Source organism: Rossellomorea oryzaecorticis (assembly GCF_038405515.1).
GTDB classification, from domain to species: Bacteria; Bacillota; Bacilli; order Bacillales; family Bacillaceae_B; genus Rossellomorea; species Rossellomorea oryzaecorticis_A.
On sequence record NZ_JBBYAF010000018.1, the window covers coordinates 39,725 to 55,838 of the forward strand.

Genomic DNA, 16,114 nt, shown 5'->3' on the forward strand with positions numbered 1-16,114 from the left:
CTACTTCTTCTTATCTCCCTCTAAATCAAGCCAGGTCAACACCTCTTTCAGGATCGTGTTAACCTTCTTACTCACATATTCATCACCGTAAATACGCTTTGCTTTTTCAAGATCCTCAAGAACACCCTCCTCCAGATCAATGAAAGGGGCATCTTCTTCCATATCATTATATAGCTCGATCATCGCCTCTAAACCTTCTTGCATCTTATCTATCGCATCACTGTACTTTTCGGTTTCATCACTTTTCGCTCGCATCATATCACCCACTTCTAGTATGTGTGGGAATTGCTGGGATTATACTTTATGCAGCTAAAGGCCCGTCCCTCGATGCGTTAAAGCATAAAAGAACACCCGGCTTCCTGCCTTAAAAGGCACGCCGGGTGTAATAGTGGTTCATATTATAGATAGCCTCCGCCAAATTTAGGGTTCTGGCCCCATTTGTTGGATTGGCTTTCGCCTTCCAGGCACATGAATACTAAGATTACAATCGCACCGACGATCGGGATGAGGGAAATCAGAATCCACCAGCCGCTTCTTCCAGTGTCATGCAGGCGCCGGATGGCAACGGCAAATGACGGCAGGAAGACAAATAGTGAATAAAGTCCATATAACCATCCATCTATCCCGGCGAGCATTTCAATCACAAAGATCCCGAGTGCAATAAGCGCATTCACCAGCGTGAACATCCAGTACTCTTTCCGTCTTGCTCTGTCACGAAAATTGACATAGTTCTTTATTACTTTCAAATACCAACTCATGCTATTACTCCTTTATTATGTAAGTTTACTATTCTTATAGTTGTCAGTATAACATAACAGTTGCGGAGTTTGTCGAAAAAAGGCAGATAATAACACCTGCTATCATAAGGATTTCCACACCTCAAATGCCCGTCCCTCACTCCACTAAAGCGTAGTACGAAAAACTCATTCTCTGGCAAACATTCACATATTACTGGACAGGCTGGGGGTGGTACTATATATAATAGTAGAGGTCACAACCAGAAAACGCTTACATCATGAGGGGGATTTTATGTTAGATGTGCTAAACAAGATCAATTCATTTCTTTGGGGGACACCAAGTTTAGTACTGTTATTCGGGACAGGTTTATTTTTAACTATTATGCTTAAAGGATTGCAATTCAAGAAATTATTTTATGCTTTTAAGCTTGCATTCACAAAAGAACCGAAATCGGAATCTTCAGAGTCAGAAGGAGATATCAGCAACTTTAAAACGTTGATGACCGCTCTATCCGCAACAATCGGAAACGGGAATATCGCCGGTGTGGCGACGGCTTTGACCATCGGCGGACCAGGTGCCATCTTCTGGATGTGGATCGTCGGCCTCTTGGGGATGGCGACGAAATATGCAGAAGCATTGCTTGCAATGAAATATCGTGTGAAGAATAAAAACGGTGAGTACTCAGGCGGACCGATGTATTACGTTGAAAAAGGACTCGGCAGCAAATGGAAATGGCTCGCTGTTGCATTTGCTCTATTCGGGGCATTCGCCGCACTTGGAATCGGGAACAGCGTGCAGTCGAATACGATTGCAGATGTCATGACGACGAGCTTCGATATCAATAATTGGGTGACAGGAATTGTCCTTGCCGTTTTGACTGCACTGATCATTTTCGGCGGTATTCAGCGTATCAGTACGGTGGCTTCGTTCTTTGTGCCGATCATGGCCTTTCTGTATATCGGCGGATCACTTTTGATCATCGGACTTAATTATGACTTGATCATTCCAGCCTTCAAGCTGATTTTCCACTATGCATTCAATCCTGTGGCGGCAGCAGGCGGATTCGCCGGAATCGTCATTAGTGAAGCGATCCGCAGCGGTGTATCACGCGGAATTTTCTCAAATGAAGCCGGGCTTGGTACAGCTGCGCTGATTGCCGGAAATGCAAAGACCGATCACCCTGTAAAACAGGCTCTGGTTGCGATGACGGGAACATTCATCGTCACAATCATCGTATGTACGATGACAGGACTGGTATTGATCATCACCGGTTTCTGGGATCCGACCGGCGGATCGATTTCAGGCGTCCAGCATGCCGCTAACCTTGACGGCGGTGCGTTGACGAGTGCCGCATTTGGACATGCACTCGGGGTTGCAGGAGAATACATCGTTTCATTCTCCGTCATTTTCTTCGGATTCTCGACAATTGTTGGCTGGTATATGTACGGGGAGAAATGCTTCGAGTACCTGACCGGCTACCGCTATATTGCTTCGTACCGACTGATTTATGTCGCGGCAACCGGAATGGGTGCTGTTGCGAACCTTGAACTTGTATGGGCCTTTGCTGATATGTCAAATGCACTCATGATGATTCCTAACTTGATTGCATTGCTCCTGCTTTATAAAGTGATTGTAAAAGAAACGAATCATTACTTTAATGAATATATGCCAAGCCAAATGCAGGCTTATTCCAAACGAAAAGCAAGCTAAGATAAACCGTCACGGATTCACCGTGGCGGTTTTCCTGTCCTTGCTCATTTATCTATATGCTAAACAGACCACTTCCTTGAGAAATTTAATAAAATAGACTATTTCTAGTGCTTTTATCTTAATTTTCAAAATCATTTGACGATATCACATTAATGCGTTACAGTAATACATAACTTAAAACGAACACAATCCTTATCGAGAGCCAGGGGAGGAAATTGGTCCTGTGATCCTGCGGCAACCTGTTATTTTCTTAATTGAAAGTAGTAAGGTGCTAATTCCAACAGACACACAGTCTGGAAGATGAGGGAGAGATGATGCCTCTTCCTCTGGGAGAGGTTTTTCTATTGAATTCCTCTTTTATTCCTGACTAAACAGATCGTTATAAAAACAATAAAAGGGGATGTTAAAGATGACTGAAGTTGGTTATTGGTTTATCGGTTTTGCACTTTTTTACACAGTCTTTCTTATTTTTGTAAGTCAGTTTTCAAGAAAGAAGGCTGCTGATGGGAATGGTTTTTTTGTCGGCGGACGGGGATTCAATTCCTTTTTCGTTGCCGTTTGCATTACTGGATTATTCTCCGGGTCTTCCTATATTGCGATACTCGAACTGAGCTATTTGACGGGTATATCAGCGATTTGGTACGGGGTTGCCGAGACCATTCACGTGTTGATCATTGCTCTGGTACTGATTACCCCATTTAGAAAAAAAGCCCTTGTGACGATTTCAGGACTGCTAGGAGACCGTTATGGTGAAAAGGTCAGAGGAATTGCCGGCGCTATTACGGCGTTTACGTTCCCGATGTGGTCGGTCGCCACAGCACTTGCTTTTGCATCTGCAATGTCAGTATTCACCGGAATCTCATTGATTTGGTCCGTTACGATTACGGCTGTCCTTCTCCTCGTTTATCTTCAGTTTGGGGGAATGTGGTCGATCGGCTTCACACAATTGAGTAATGTGATCGTATTTTTTATCATGCTGGCAATTGGAACGTATGCATTCTTTATCAACCCCGGAGTGGAAGGAATTGCTTCATTATTTAAAGAAAAACCGCAGTATGCTTCTTGGAATGGGGCAGGAATACAAACCATACTTGCTTGGTTCGGCACCTTCTTATTCAATGTGATCTTGGCTCAGGCTGCCTTTCAGATGGCGTTATCCTGTAAAACTCCTGAGGAGGGCCGAAAAGGATTATTATATGGTGCTGTTTTGGGCATCCCGCTCATCATAGGTGCTGTGTTATTCGGACTGGCAGCTCAACAGGTGGTTCCGGGTCAATCCCAAGGCTTGGTCGCGATCCCGCTTTACCTGATGGAGACTCTTCCAGCTCCTCTTGTCGGATTATTCTTCCTCGGGTTCTGGGCTGCTGCCCTAAGCTGGGGTGCTCCATGTCAATTCTCAGGTGCCACGAGTCTTGGGAGAGATACCGGAAAAGCCATCAATCCTAAAGCTACAGAGCTGCAGCTGGTCCGGTATACAAAGTGGTCCCTTGTGTTATTGACTGTACTGATGATTAGTTTCGCCTTAATTCGTTCTGAACAATCCGCCTGGTGGAATGTGCTTGCGTGGGTCACTCGGAACTCGGCAACCTTCGCCCCGGTTGTAGCTGCTTTGTTCTGGCCGGTCGTGACAAAACGGGCTGCCCTCATTTCTCTTTTTACAGGTTCATCTTCAGGGCTGCTCTGGTATCACCTGGGAGGCTGGGCGATTAATGATTTCTATCAGAACATACACCCTGTGTGGATCGGGATGATCATTAATATCCTGACAATCGTTTCTATCAGCTTAATCGAAAATGCCGGCAAGGTGGAATGGAAGGGTTCAATCAACAGCTTAGGTGCGTATTCGGCAGCAGTATCTCTTTTACTTGCTGTCACAGCGGCCTCGACATTCGCCTTTCTTTACAAAACAGGGCTGCTCGGCATTGTACTGACACTTATCGTACTGGGGCTATTTACGACATGCATTAATTTCATTAAGAAAAAAGAAAAATCAGTAACAAAAAACTCTCTGTTGAGAACAAGCTGAAAAGCAAGTCCCGCCCCTCCAACGCTTTTAAGTATTGTTATCAATGCTTCTGATTATTAAAAACGTCCTTAATAGCGGGAAAGCCTGCTCCCGGCAGCCGGAAGCAGGCTTTCTATTTTTCAAATGAAATGGTCTGGAGCCGTTTATACGCCTTCTGCAAATCGAAAAGCAGCACGGTCATTTAACTTCTACGCACTGTTTAATCATTCCTATTATTTTACAGCGATACAAACAATCTTCTCATTACTTCTTGTCGGCTCCTTGTCTTCCTGGAAGTCTGCGCAGATGTTTATTTTAGAAAAGCCGATTTCCTTCAGAATCAGCTTGAGCTCTTCGACACCGTACCAGCGCAGGGCAAAACGTTGAAGTTCGGTTTCTATGAGACTTCCGTTTCTCCACTTTTCATATTTCAGGTGAGTCACTTTACGCTGATGAAAGAAATCCGCTTCAATGAGCTTGCTCTCCATGGTAATGATGTCACCGCCCGGAAGAGGGAAGACAGATGTATTCACCTTGCCGGTCTCAAATTGAGCGTCAGGCAGAAACACATCCATGATTAGTCTTCCACCCTTCTCGAGGTGATCATGGATCTTCCTTAAAGCCTGAATGGATTCGCCCCGATCATCGATTAATAAAAAGGAACCGCCCGGGATGATGATTGCTTCATATTGATGAGGCAGATCAAGATTTTGTAAGTTGGATTCGTAAATCTTCGTCTGAAGCCCCCTCTCTTCCAAACGATGTCTGCATGATGCCAGCATATCCGGTGCATCATCAACTCCATCCACCTTAAGACCACTTTCCAGCAGCGGGATAATGACCCTCCCGGAGCCGACCATCGCTTCCAGGATCCTGCCTTTGCATCCCTTCAACTTTCCTTGATAAAACTCAATATCCCCACTGAATGATTGTCCGACTTCTTTTGTCAGATCATACACTTCGGTGCAAAGCTTTCCGTAATGACTAAACGACATGCCTGTTTCCTCCACTTGTCTATAAATAAGCGCAGCAGTCTGAATGCCGCACCTTACCTCTATTTTAGAACTGATAAAAGTAAGAATGCCCGCTTCGTTATCCGAAACGGACAAACTCAATTACTTGAACGATATTTTTCTAAATTGCTTATACGATCCGGACAGGTCTTCCTCACCCAATACCATCACAGTCGGTTTGACTTTTACACAGGCCCCTGAAGCTGCTGACCACTCCATTGAGGATGCGGCTACGAGCACTTCCTGGTTGATATATGCTTCGGTCATTTTCGCAGTATCCGGATGGACCAGCATCGCGATTTCTTTCCGTTCATCAGAACCAGCATGAATGAATGGGCTGTCGCCCAGGACAAATTCTTCCACCCCTGCATAATACGTATCGAATTTCCCTTGGGACGGCAGTTTCACATAGCACGAGGATAAAGCTTCAGCCGGCTTGAAAAATGCCTCCAGATCCACTGACTCTGCCGCAAACGTACGTCCGGAATCCTGTTCGATCTCACAATAGAAAGCGAGAACAGGCACCTCTGGAAGCGTCAGGGCGTATTGACGGAGGGTGACCCCCTTCATCATTTCATGCTCTTTGAACACCGTTGTCACGGAAAGCCCGCTCCAGCTGTTTCCGTGCTCATCCTGCTTTGTGACAGGTTCCACGGTTGTCGGTTCCTTCAGCATCGAATAGGGACTTACATTCATGAAGGTATAACGCACCCCTCCTCCCCACGGATTCCACCAGGCTTTCGGTCCCGGTTCCGGATACTGATGGTGAAGGAATTCTTTATTTCTATACATCAATGAATAGATTCCAGGATAGTACCCGGCTGCCGCTTTGAAGGCAAGCACGCCATTGTTTACGGTCCAGCCATCATCATTCTCGACAATCCCGATTTCTTTATCGCCTGTTACCAGGGCGGCGGTTTCGAGGAGTGCCAGCTGACCACGGGATTGGAATTTTCCTTTTAAACGCTTCACTCCCGGTGTAAGGTGGCGAAGTTCCACATTCACTTCTGTGACTTCATCCTTTTTCGTTACCGTTTGTTCCACACTATCCCCTTCACCGTCAAGGAACAATTTTCCTTCGAGATAAGGTGTAAGCATTGAACGGAATGAATAATTCACCTTTTCGCGAGCTTTGGAAATAAGGTTCCCTTCAGTAGCTTCAAGAGAATAAAGCGGGCATTCTTCCATGCTACCTGTATCATCCCCGAGCACGAATGCTCTCCACTCTTTCCAGGATGGGGACGCATTGATTCCGATTTGAATCGGCCCCAGGCATACTTCCTTCTGAGAAGGGACATGGTCGACTTTATACTCAATCGCAAAATGCCAATCATTTTTTCTCCCCAGCGCTTCTTCCGGCCACGCAAGACCCTTGGTTTCACCATTCGCTGCAGAGGTGAACAGCCAGCGTTCAGAGATTTCCTTATCCCGGATATAATCCATGAATGGCATCATTGCCTCATCGCCTGTGACCACTCCCTGTTTTTGCGGGACGGCCATCCGCTTGAACTCGATCGGCAGCGGCTGGATAAGATAGAGCTGCTCTTTCGATTCATCGGATTTATTTACGACTTCATGCTTGATTTCCACGATTCCCGATCCGTATATCTTCATGTACGTATTCAGAATCACCGAGGAAAAAGCTTCTGACTCCAAAGTGGTCTTCACGACAATGGCCTCGGGAGTTTCAATGTACTCCACCGAAGTTGCTTCTTTCTTAGAAAACTCTTCGCTGAACGGCTTACCCAGTTTAGGTGTGAAAAGAGTCATCGGGTTTTGTTTGGAATGCAGAGAACCGATTTTGACGAAATGATTCCTCTTTTCGATTTCGACAAAATAAGGACCGTTAAACGCTGCCCAGTGCTCGTCGGTTTCCCCTCCGAACCGTGCACCGAGTCCCGGGAATGCGAGTGTCAGCTTTGATTGGAATTCGAAGCAATCCCCGTCCTGCTTCTTGACTTCGACCGAAACCTTCTCTGAATAGAAACCATTCTTAAGAAGTTCGGCCTTCATAGGTATGGAAACCCTGCTTTTTTCTTTTAATTCAGCTGTAACTTCTTGTTGTTCCCACTTCAGAATCTCACTTTGCGGCAGTTTGACCGTCCATAAGGCACCTTCTTCAAGCTGGCTTTCGATATCGACATAAAGAACCGCTTTCTGATTCGGACGCCAATACTTTTTCACCGTGCGTAAATTCAGTTTGCCCGCCTGTTTAGGGAAGACACCCATTTTCAAAGGAAATAGATTACCGTCGACTTCTATGTTCGCCGTCACCACCGGGTGTGTTTTCCATGGACTTGGCTCGCGGTCGGGCAGAGTGAGGACAGCAGGATATTCACCGACCCACTCGTTTTCCACCGATTCTTTCCCTATGAAACTATGATTCACGATTTCTGTGGACATCCCCCAGAGAGATACCTCAACCGGTTTATTCGTTTTATTTACAACATGATAGGATACTGGATGCTCTTCTTTTTCCAGCAGCTTAAAGCCCGAAAGCTTCATTTCCACCAAAAGATCCTGGGTTTCAATCAGGCGGATCCCACGACCTGTCCGTTCAAATTGAACACGGACAAACTCATCCCCGGCTTCCCATTTATATTCATAATAAGTATGATCGTTCTCCTTGATACCATCCGGTTTCACCTCAATGACACGCTGACTCGTACTATACCAGTCATGCTTATCAAAGAACGGCTTCAGCCAGTCGATTTGCAATACAGATGGGATGAAATTCATTAAATGAGTCGTATCATCCCGTTCTTCCCAAAAGAACCCGCATTTCTTATAGAGCGGAACGGCTTTGGTGTTGCCCGGCCACGTAAACAAGTCTAGCCGGGGCCACTTTAATTCGATTGTTTTTTCAAGGGCTTTAAGGACGAGCTGCTTCCCGATCTTCAATCCGTGATAGTCCGGATGAACATTCAAGAGCGGGATGTACAGCGCCCCTTCATCTTCACGGTATTGTGACAAACCGCAGTATCCGACCACCTTATCCCCGAGTAATGCCAGATATAAATGCAGATTCGTAGAGTTCGCCTCTTTATCCATGACGTCCTGCTCTGTCGTTACAGTGCAATCACCGCCCCAGCTTTCCCGGCTTTCGTTCCACATTTTCGCGATCCCCTTTGCAAGACCTTCATGATATTCTACTATTCTAACTTTCTCCAACGTTGTCTTCATAACTTCCTCCTACGCTACGTTTTAATATGTCGAACCTCACACTTTTTTACTGCATTCGTAACTCCGTCTAAAATTTTAATCATCTCTGATCTCCTCCTTTTTTATTTTGGAAGGCTCTTTTATTGCCGCTTTTGATTTCCGTTCAAGACTTCGCTTTCCGCGGGCGGCCGGTAAGCCTCCTCGTCGCTATGCTCCTGTGGGTTAGAAAAGCGGATAGGCTTTGGTCAGAGGCGGGTGGCATAAGGCGAATCGGCCACGAAGGCGTTCTTTGCCTTCTTGGACGAGTTGACTAATGACATGTGCCTCTAAGCCTTGGAGCTGGACAAGTCTCACCTGTCTCGCTTCTCCCGCAGGAGTCTTCGTCTTGTACTCCAATCAAAAGCTGGAACTAATTAATACTGCATTTAATTTAATCATAGAGCCTCTTGGAAAAAATTACTTCCACCCACAGTTTAAAATGATATGCCTTATAAGTAAAGAATATTCTAACTCTTTACCGCACTGCTGTGATGAGGGACGGGCTTTTAGTACGGTAGTGCAGCGAGGGACGGGCTTTTAGCGAGGTGAAGCGCTAGTGCAGGGAGAGAGGACCTGCTATCTCCCTCATTTGTACTTGTTCAGGTAATGGCTAAACGTCAGAAGCGGCCATATCCATTTGTAGCTGTGGTAGTGAATATAGAATTTCCCTTTAAGACCTGCACCTGTCGGATAGGAATCTGCAGGGGCAAGCTGTTCATCGTTAATGAGGTCCATGAGCCTTCTCATCCCTTTTTCAATAGCATGAGTGGGCCGGTCTGAAATACTGATGAGCGCATCGAGTGCCCACGCAGTCTGCGAGGCTGTACTGAAGGAAAGTGGAATGTATTTGTTTTTTTGATCGCTGTAACACGACTCTCCCCATCCCCCGTCGCTCCTTTGAATATCTTCGAGCCACTTCCTTGCCCTTTCTATACTTTTATCCGCTGACGGAACCCCCGCAGCCCTCATCCCGGTGACAGCCGCCCATGTTCCATAAATATAATGAATCCCCCACCTGCCGGCCCATGAGCCGTTCTCATCCTGACTCAGCCTTAACCATCCAATGCCCCTTCTCATTTTCGGATGATCCTTTGTCAGCCCTGCCCTGCTGCCCAGAAATTCAAGCGTCCTTCCTGTCAGGTCTGCCGTAGAAGGATCGATCGCTGCCGCTTCTGCCCCGTCTAACGGGAATGAAGCAAGAATCCCTTTGGTCTTATTCTTTTCAAAAGCCGGCCAGCCCCCATCCCGGTTCTGCATACCAAGTACCCATTCGACACCCCTTTCCCACGCTTGCCGGATATGGGGCTGTTCACTCGCAGAATAGGTGATGGCACGCAAGGAAGCTGTCGTATCATCCACGTCAGGGTGAATTGAATTACTTTCAGAAAAACCCCATCCCCCTGGAGAAACAGTGGGAATGTCAATGGCCCAATCCCCAAATTTATAATGCTGCTGTTTTATTAAATACCCGATGGACCGTGTGATCGTCTCATCATCAATGGAAAGACCCGACTCTTGAAGGGCGTCGCAGATCAGTGCAGTGTCCCAGACGAGGGAAGGGGAATTTTGAACATGGGGTCCGTTATCGGTTTGCCAGATCATTGCCTTCAAGCCGTTTAGTGCATTTCTTATCACGGACGAATCTTCCCGATAGCCAAAAGATTTCAACGCATAAATCATAAAGAAAGTAGTGCTGAAGTAACTCAAGTACGTTCCATCCGCTTCGATCCGCTTCAGCATATAATCATGTGCAAATTGCCGCGCCTGTGAACGAAGGGCATCCGGCAGACCCGCGAGCCCTTTGACGCCTTCCTTTAATTTTTCCAGAAGAAAAATTCGGCTCTCACTGTCCTGCTCACGTCGTGCATGAAGAAAAAGATGCGTGATGTTTGGCGTTCTCGGGGTCTTCATATGGTACCGCCCATCCCTTACCAATAGAAACGGAATAATATGCCCCCGTGCGTAGCTGCTGAAATCCCAAAAGCTGATTGGAAAGGTCCCTGGTATAAGCAGAACTTCAATCGGAATTGGCATTAGATACCTCCATTCATACTGGCCATGTATCGCAAGCATCAGCTTGGTTAGAGTATGAGCCTCCTCCAATCCCCCATTATCCTTAATGAATTGTTCCGCTTTTTTCATACGCGTGTCTTTTTCATCAAGAAGTCCGCTGAATCTCAACGCAAAATAAGCCTCGATCGTAGCCGATAGATTCCCTTCTTCCTCATCCTCGAATACCTTCCAGGCCCCTTCAGCCGTCTGCATGTTCAAAAGCCTTTTGACCAATTGATAGACAAGCTCATCTTCCTTCAAAAATAACGAGCGGATCAAGATGATCATATAGGCATCTGTCATCAGACTGTTTTCAAAACAAAACGACCAGCTCCCGTCAGGATTCTGTCTCCCGCGAAGCTCTTCCACCATTTTATTGGCTGTTTCTTCAATTTCCCTTTTCATACGCATTCCTCCCGTCCTTTAGTTAGCTGTCTTTGATATGTATATGTTTTTGCGGAGCTGGTTAGTAGACTTTGGGCAGTTCCTTTTAGTACAATATCGTTCTTCTGTATTCATTGATCCCAACAAAAAATGCCGAACCCTATATCGCATGGGTTCAGCATTTATCAACATTCTATCTACTAACATATTTATCTATCTCATCCACCAATATAGGACATCTCGATTTTACGATTCTTCTGGCTTTCTTCGGTGCGGACTTCAGAGTAGCGGTCATCGCGCTTTTCCCACAACGACTGAATCGTCGAAGCAACCTCTTCATCAGATGCACCAGAACGCAGCATATTTCTTAAGTCGTATCCTTCTGATGCAAACAGACAGGTATAAAGCTTTCCATCTGTGGATAATCGCGCCCTCGTACATGAACCGCAGAAGGTTTCCGTGACTGAAGAGATGAACCCTACCTCTGTATCGGTTCCTTTGTGGCGATATCTCTTAGCCACTTCTCCAAAGAAGTCCTGCTTAACAGGTTCGAGCTGATAATGCTCCTGAATCATATCATACAGCTGTTTTTTGGAGATGACGTCTTTGAAATTCCAGCCATTCGTACAGCCAACATCCATATATTCAATAAAACGCAGTGTAATGTTTTCTTCCTTGAAGAAACGAACCATCGGCAATACTTCCTGATCATTCAACCCTTTCTTGACAACCATATTCACCTTGACTTCAAGCCCCGCATCTCTTGCTGAGAAGATTCCCTTTAATACAGTTGAGACACTCGTATTCATATTATTAATATTTTTGAATACTTCATCGTCAAGAGAATCAAGACTGACATTTACCCGGCATATGCCCGCATCCTTCAGCGCTTTCGCATGCTTGGCCAGGAATACTCCATTTGTTGTTAACGTGACGTATTTAATTCCATCAATCGCCGAAAGACGTTGAACCAGAACCGGAAGATCTCTTCTCAGCAGCGGTTCCCCTCCTGTTAAACGAATCTTCTCCACTCCATATTGTGCAAACAATTCCGCCAAGCGGACAATTTCCTCGAAGGAAAGAATTTCATCTTGTTTCATAAAGGGATAATCAGCCCCGAAAATCTCTTTAGGCATGCAGTAACTGCATCTGAAATTACATCGATCCGTTACTGAAATTCTTAAGTCACGTAACGGTCGTTTTCGGGTATCGAGAACATTCTTCATTTTCTCGCCCTCCTTACTTTTTGTACCAATTTATTTTCATCTTATCATGAAGGATCAGTGTTCATTATGATGTTTGTCACAGTCCTCACTTTCAAACATTCCCAAATCCTGGACGGTATTCACATTTCTAAAGGATACATTCGCATTTTTCCCCATCTCTTTTTCCTTTATATAAAGAACGTCTATTGACTCCACTAAAGACTGCATCCTGTAGTTTCCTGATCGCAATTGCTCGTATATCATATCTTTGAGAGAATAATGATACGCTGCGATCAAAAACTGTTTCTTTCCCTCAATGATGGGAATGATCGCTTTGAATCCTTTTCCATCAACCTCAATGATCTGCTCAATAATCGAGGAATTGATATACGGAACATCAATCGGCAGCAGAACATACCATTCAGCCGGTGCCATTTCTGACATAGCGGTATACACTCCTCCGAGCGGACCACTTTCTTTGAATGAAGAATCATCCACGATGACAGGCATTCCTGCTATCGCTTTATACTCACTCTCCAGTTCCCGGCTTGTGACCAGAACACAGCTCTCTACAGCTTTCTTCATCGCTCTAATTGACCATTCATAAAAAGGAATTCCTTTATAAAGGGCAAATCCTTTATTTGAACCAAATCTTCTTGACTTGCCTCCTGCCAGAATCACACCCATCACGTTCTTAAGGCTCATAAAGTATATATCTTCCTTTCCAGAATATAGTTGTAAACGTAAGCATAACATGTTACTTTAAATGAAACAGTGATAAAAGTTACATGTAGAATACATGTTATTACGTAGAGTTATTGGTACTCAAATTTAGGAGTGGTGATACCTTAATGGAATTGAATAAAAAAAGAAAAAGCGACCTTTCCACTGTTTCTGAGGATTTGGCTTCTTTATTACAATCAATCGGAACTCCACGAAAAATCAAGAAAGGCACTTTCTTGTTTCAAGAAGGGGAAGAAGCAGATGAATTATATCTGATTAAATCCGGGATTTTTCAAATAAGCAAGCTGAGTCTTGAAGGCAAAGAATTGAACATGCGAATATGTAAAAAGGATGACTTTATTGGAGAATTGACCCTTTTCTCGGATGATGCCACATACATGTTAAGCGCATACGCACTAGAAGAAGGAGAAGTTCACGTAATTCAAAGACACACCTTGGAAAAAAATCTAATAAACGATGCACCCCTGACCTTCGAATTTATGAAATGGATTTCAAATCACCTTAGAAAAAACCAATCAAAAATCCGGGATTTAGTCATGAACGGAAAAAAAGGCGCTCTTTATTCCACCATTATCCGTATATCAAACTCTTATGGTATTAAAAATGAAAAAGGGATCCTTCTCGATATTCACCTCACCAATCAGGAATTGGCCAAATTTTGTGCCGCGACCAGAGAAAGTGTGAATCGCATGCTGAGTGAATTAAAGAAAAAAAATATCATCGATTATACCTCTGAAGGAAAGATCATCATCCTGGATTTAGAATATCTTAGAAAAGAAATCGGTTGTGAAAACTGTCCGATTGATATTTGCAATATAGATTAAGAGAATGCGAGGCGGCCTCAACGTAAAGTTGAGGCCGCCTTTTTATATTCCAGTAACTGTGAAAAGTGTCACAGTTATTTTTCAGATATTCTTTTATAATGATGAAAATGCATCGAAGGATGGAAGAAGGAGGAGAAAGAATGAATAAGCAGGATTATCTGCTTTACCTGAAAAGCCTCAGCTTGTTTCAAGACATTCATAAAGATCAACTCAAAAGGATAGTGGATGCTTCAAGCATCATAAAACAAGAAGAGGGTGACATTATCCACTTACAGAAGGAAAACACGATGATCATTATATTATCCGGCACTCTTCACGTTCATATAAAAGAATCCCTGGATTCTCAATATAAAATAGGGTCCTTAACAACAAATGATATGTTTATGCCGAGTGTCTTTCTTCATTATCATAAGAATGGGGAATCAATTAGTCTTGAGGTTAGGGAAAACACAATATATTTGGAAGTCCCCCTTCTATTAATCAACAGTATATCGAACCAGCATCCATTGCTGCAAAGAAATTTATTACGATCTTTTCATAAAAATTTGAAAAACTCTTATGAAGAAATTGTGAAATTAATGAGCTGAGGAATATCTCCAGTGAAGTTTCTTTGATTCGTGTGATGAACTTCACAACCTTTTATGTATACCGTTGTTAGGATATGGATATAGATTTTCATTTTTTTAGGAATGAAAGGAGAATCATCCAATGAAGAGTACAATAATCCAGCTCCCTCTTCAAACATCAAGTCTCATCGCCGGGTTTATGGTATGGGTGCTCATTTCTTCACTTATGCCGAATATTCGTCAGGATATTGATTTAACGAATGGAGAAGTTGCCTTAGTTACGGCGATTCCGGTCATTTTGGGAAGTGTGCTTCGCATCCCGATCGGATATTACACAAATCGTTTCGGTGCCAGATTAATTTTCACGATAAGCTTTATCGCGTTATTATTCCCTGTATTCTACATCAGTCAAGCTGACTCACTGGCGGATTTAGTCATTGGAGGTCTGTTGATCGGGATCGGAGGAGCCACTTTTTCAATCGGTGTAACCTCTCTTCCTAAATATTATCCTTCAAGCAAGCATGGATTCATTAACGGAATCTATGGATCAGGTAATATCGGTACTGCGGTTACCGCATTTGCCGCCCCTGTCCTAGCCGGCTCATTTGGATGGGTGACAACGGTCCGCTTCTATCTTGTCCTACTGCTTGCCTTTGCCATTTTAAACTTTGTGTTTGGTGACCGCAAAGAAAAGAAAATGAATGTTTCTATCGTTAAACAGGTAAAGGAAGTATACCGTAATTCAACGTTATGGGCATTATGTCTATTTTACTTCATCACCTTTGGCTCTTTTGTCGCGTTCACCATTTATTTACCAAACTTCTTGGTGAATGAATTTAATTTAACACCGGTTGACGCCGGGTTACGGACGGCGGGTTTCATCGCTTTATCAACATTTATGCGCCCGATCGGGGGATGGCTGTCTGATAAATTCAATCCATATTTCATCCTGTTGTTTGTATTCGGTGGATTAACATTTTCAGGGGTATTATTATCTTTCTCCCCTACGATTGAGTTATATACCACTGGTGTATTGACAGTCGCGGCCTGCGCGGGTATCGGGAACGGGACGATTTTCAAACTTGTTCCGCTCTATTTCACAAAACAGGCGGGTATCGTAAATGGTCTTGTGGCAGCCATGGGAGGTCTGGGAGGCTTCTTCCCTCCATTAGTTTTAACAACCGTCTTCAGTTTGACGGGGCACTATGCAATCGGATTCATGGCTTTATCCGAATTCGCGCTCCTCAGTTTTGTCATTGTATTATGGATGACATTCCGTGAAAAATTAAAGCTGGAAAATAAAGTGCTTGAGAACACAGCACAGGGAATGATGGTCACAAACGAAGAAGGGATCATCGAAAGGGTAAATCAGGCTTTCACTAAAGTAACCGGCTATGAAAAAGAAGAAGCCGTTGGACAAAAACCAAGTATTCTTCAATCCGGACGGCATGGTCAGCATTTTTACTCAGCTCTGTGGAATGAATTAAAAGATCAGGGGTATTGGCAAGGTGAAATCTGGAATAAACGAAAAAATGGAGATGTCTATTTAGAGTGGCTGACCATTTCAGAAGTGTGTAACGATGCCGGCGATGTAAAATATTATGTCGGACAGTTTAGCGATATTTCGGAAAGCAAAAGAAAAATCAACTAGCTTCATTGAAGCTGTTTCCTA

The 16,114-nt window shown here is 44.2% G+C and carries 12 protein-coding genes and 1 riboswitch; of the genes, 5 read left to right on the forward strand and 7 right to left on the reverse strand.

The window, feature by feature from the left end:
• Positions 1 to 258 (reverse strand): protein mistic, encoded by a 258-nt coding sequence (locus tag AAEO50_RS10705; RefSeq protein ID WP_341983364.1) that lies wholly within the window; start codon positions 256 to 258, stop codon positions 1 to 3.
• Positions 259 to 398: 140 nt separating this feature from the next.
• On the reverse strand, positions 399 to 758 hold the full coding sequence (locus AAEO50_RS10710; protein ID WP_341983366.1) for a DUF805 domain-containing protein: 360 nt from the start codon (positions 756 to 758) through the stop codon (positions 399 to 401).
• Positions 759 to 1,029: 271 nt separating this feature from the next.
• Between AAEO50_RS10710 and AAEO50_RS10715 the strand changes: the two genes are divergently transcribed.
• Complete coding sequence (locus AAEO50_RS10715; RefSeq protein ID WP_341983368.1) at positions 1,030 to 2,448, forward strand: sodium:alanine symporter family protein; 1,419 nt, start codon at positions 1,030 to 1,032, stop codon at positions 2,446 to 2,448.
• Positions 2,449 to 2,637: 189 nt separating this feature from the next.
• Positions 2,638 to 2,755, forward strand: a riboswitch (SAM riboswitch).
• Between the two features lie 102 nt (positions 2,756 to 2,857).
• Positions 2,858 to 4,474, forward strand: coding sequence for a sodium:solute symporter family protein (locus tag AAEO50_RS10720; protein ID WP_341983370.1), 1,617 nt, complete (start codon positions 2,858 to 2,860; stop codon positions 4,472 to 4,474).
• A 212-nt stretch (positions 4,475 to 4,686) separates the two neighbouring features.
• On the opposite strand, the gene AAEO50_RS10725 is transcribed toward AAEO50_RS10720, so the two are convergent.
• The 5 genes from AAEO50_RS10725 to AAEO50_RS10745 form a co-directional block, all read right to left on the reverse strand.
• A complete protein-coding gene (locus AAEO50_RS10725) occupies positions 4,687 to 5,448 on the reverse strand; it encodes a class I SAM-dependent methyltransferase (protein ID WP_341983441.1) in 762 nt (253 codons plus the stop codon).
• Between the two features lie 120 nt (positions 5,449 to 5,568).
• Positions 5,569 to 8,649, reverse strand: coding sequence for a GNAT family N-acetyltransferase (locus tag AAEO50_RS10730; RefSeq protein WP_341983372.1), 3,081 nt, complete (start codon positions 8,647 to 8,649; stop codon positions 5,569 to 5,571).
• Between the two features lie 603 nt (positions 8,650 to 9,252).
• Positions 9,253 to 11,124, reverse strand: a complete 1,872-nt coding sequence (gene shc, locus AAEO50_RS10735; RefSeq protein ID WP_341983373.1) for a squalene--hopene cyclase — start codon at positions 11,122 to 11,124, stop codon at positions 9,253 to 9,255.
• Between the two features lie 197 nt (positions 11,125 to 11,321).
• Positions 11,322 to 12,329, reverse strand: coding sequence for a GTP 3',8-cyclase MoaA (gene moaA / locus AAEO50_RS10740; RefSeq protein ID WP_341983376.1), 1,008 nt, complete (start codon positions 12,327 to 12,329; stop codon positions 11,322 to 11,324).
• Positions 12,330 to 12,383: 54 nt separating this feature from the next.
• A complete protein-coding gene (locus AAEO50_RS10745; protein WP_341983378.1) occupies positions 12,384 to 13,013 on the reverse strand; it encodes a molybdenum cofactor guanylyltransferase in 630 nt (209 codons plus the stop codon).
• A gap of 146 nt (positions 13,014 to 13,159) precedes the next feature.
• On the opposite strand from AAEO50_RS10745, the gene AAEO50_RS10750 reads away from it, so the two are divergent.
• The 3 genes from AAEO50_RS10750 to AAEO50_RS10760 all read left to right on the forward strand — a co-directional run bounded on the left by AAEO50_RS10750 (position 13,160) and on the right by AAEO50_RS10760 (position 16,093).
• Positions 13,160 to 13,876 carry a Crp/Fnr family transcriptional regulator gene (locus tag AAEO50_RS10750; protein ID WP_341983380.1) on the forward strand — a complete coding sequence of 239 codons (717 nt, stop codon included), beginning with the start codon at positions 13,160 to 13,162 and terminating at the stop codon, positions 13,874 to 13,876.
• Between the two features lie 140 nt (positions 13,877 to 14,016).
• Positions 14,017 to 14,463 (forward strand): hypothetical protein, encoded by a 447-nt coding sequence (locus tag AAEO50_RS10755; protein ID WP_341983382.1) that lies wholly within the window; start codon positions 14,017 to 14,019, stop codon positions 14,461 to 14,463.
• Between the two features lie 121 nt (positions 14,464 to 14,584).
• Complete coding sequence (locus AAEO50_RS10760) at positions 14,585 to 16,093, forward strand: nitrate/nitrite transporter (protein ID WP_341983384.1); 1,509 nt, start codon at positions 14,585 to 14,587, stop codon at positions 16,091 to 16,093.
• Positions 16,094 to 16,114 lie beyond the last annotated feature (21 nt).

Coding starts and splice junctions, on each gene's coding strand:
- AAEO50_RS10705 (WP_341983364.1), bottom strand. CDS start 258: ATGATGCGAGCGAAAAGTGATGAAACCGAAAAGTACAGTGATGCGATA.
- AAEO50_RS10710 (WP_341983366.1), bottom strand. CDS start 758: ATGAGTTGGTATTTGAAAGTAATAAAGAACTATGTCAATTTTCGTGAC.
- AAEO50_RS10715 (WP_341983368.1), top strand. CDS start 1,030: ATGTTAGATGTGCTAAACAAGATCAATTCATTTCTTTGGGGGACACCA.
- AAEO50_RS10720 (WP_341983370.1), top strand. CDS start 2,858: ATGACTGAAGTTGGTTATTGGTTTATCGGTTTTGCACTTTTTTACACA.
- AAEO50_RS10725 (WP_341983441.1), bottom strand. CDS start 5,448: ATGTCGTTTAGTCATTACGGAAAGCTTTGCACCGAAGTGTATGATCTG.
- AAEO50_RS10730 (WP_341983372.1), bottom strand. CDS start 8,649: ATGAAGACAACGTTGGAGAAAGTTAGAATAGTAGAATATCATGAAGGT.
- shc (WP_341983373.1), bottom strand. CDS start 11,124: ATGAAAAGGGAAATTGAAGAAACAGCCAATAAAATGGTGGAAGAGCTT.
- moaA (WP_341983376.1), bottom strand. CDS start 12,329: ATGAAGAATGTTCTCGATACCCGAAAACGACCGTTACGTGACTTAAGA.
- AAEO50_RS10745 (WP_341983378.1), bottom strand. CDS start 13,013: ATGAGCCTTAAGAACGTGATGGGTGTGATTCTGGCAGGAGGCAAGTCA.
- AAEO50_RS10750 (WP_341983380.1), top strand. CDS start 13,160: ATGGAATTGAATAAAAAAAGAAAAAGCGACCTTTCCACTGTTTCTGAG.
- AAEO50_RS10755 (WP_341983382.1), top strand. CDS start 14,017: ATGAATAAGCAGGATTATCTGCTTTACCTGAAAAGCCTCAGCTTGTTT.
- AAEO50_RS10760 (WP_341983384.1), top strand. CDS start 14,585: ATGAAGAGTACAATAATCCAGCTCCCTCTTCAAACATCAAGTCTCATC.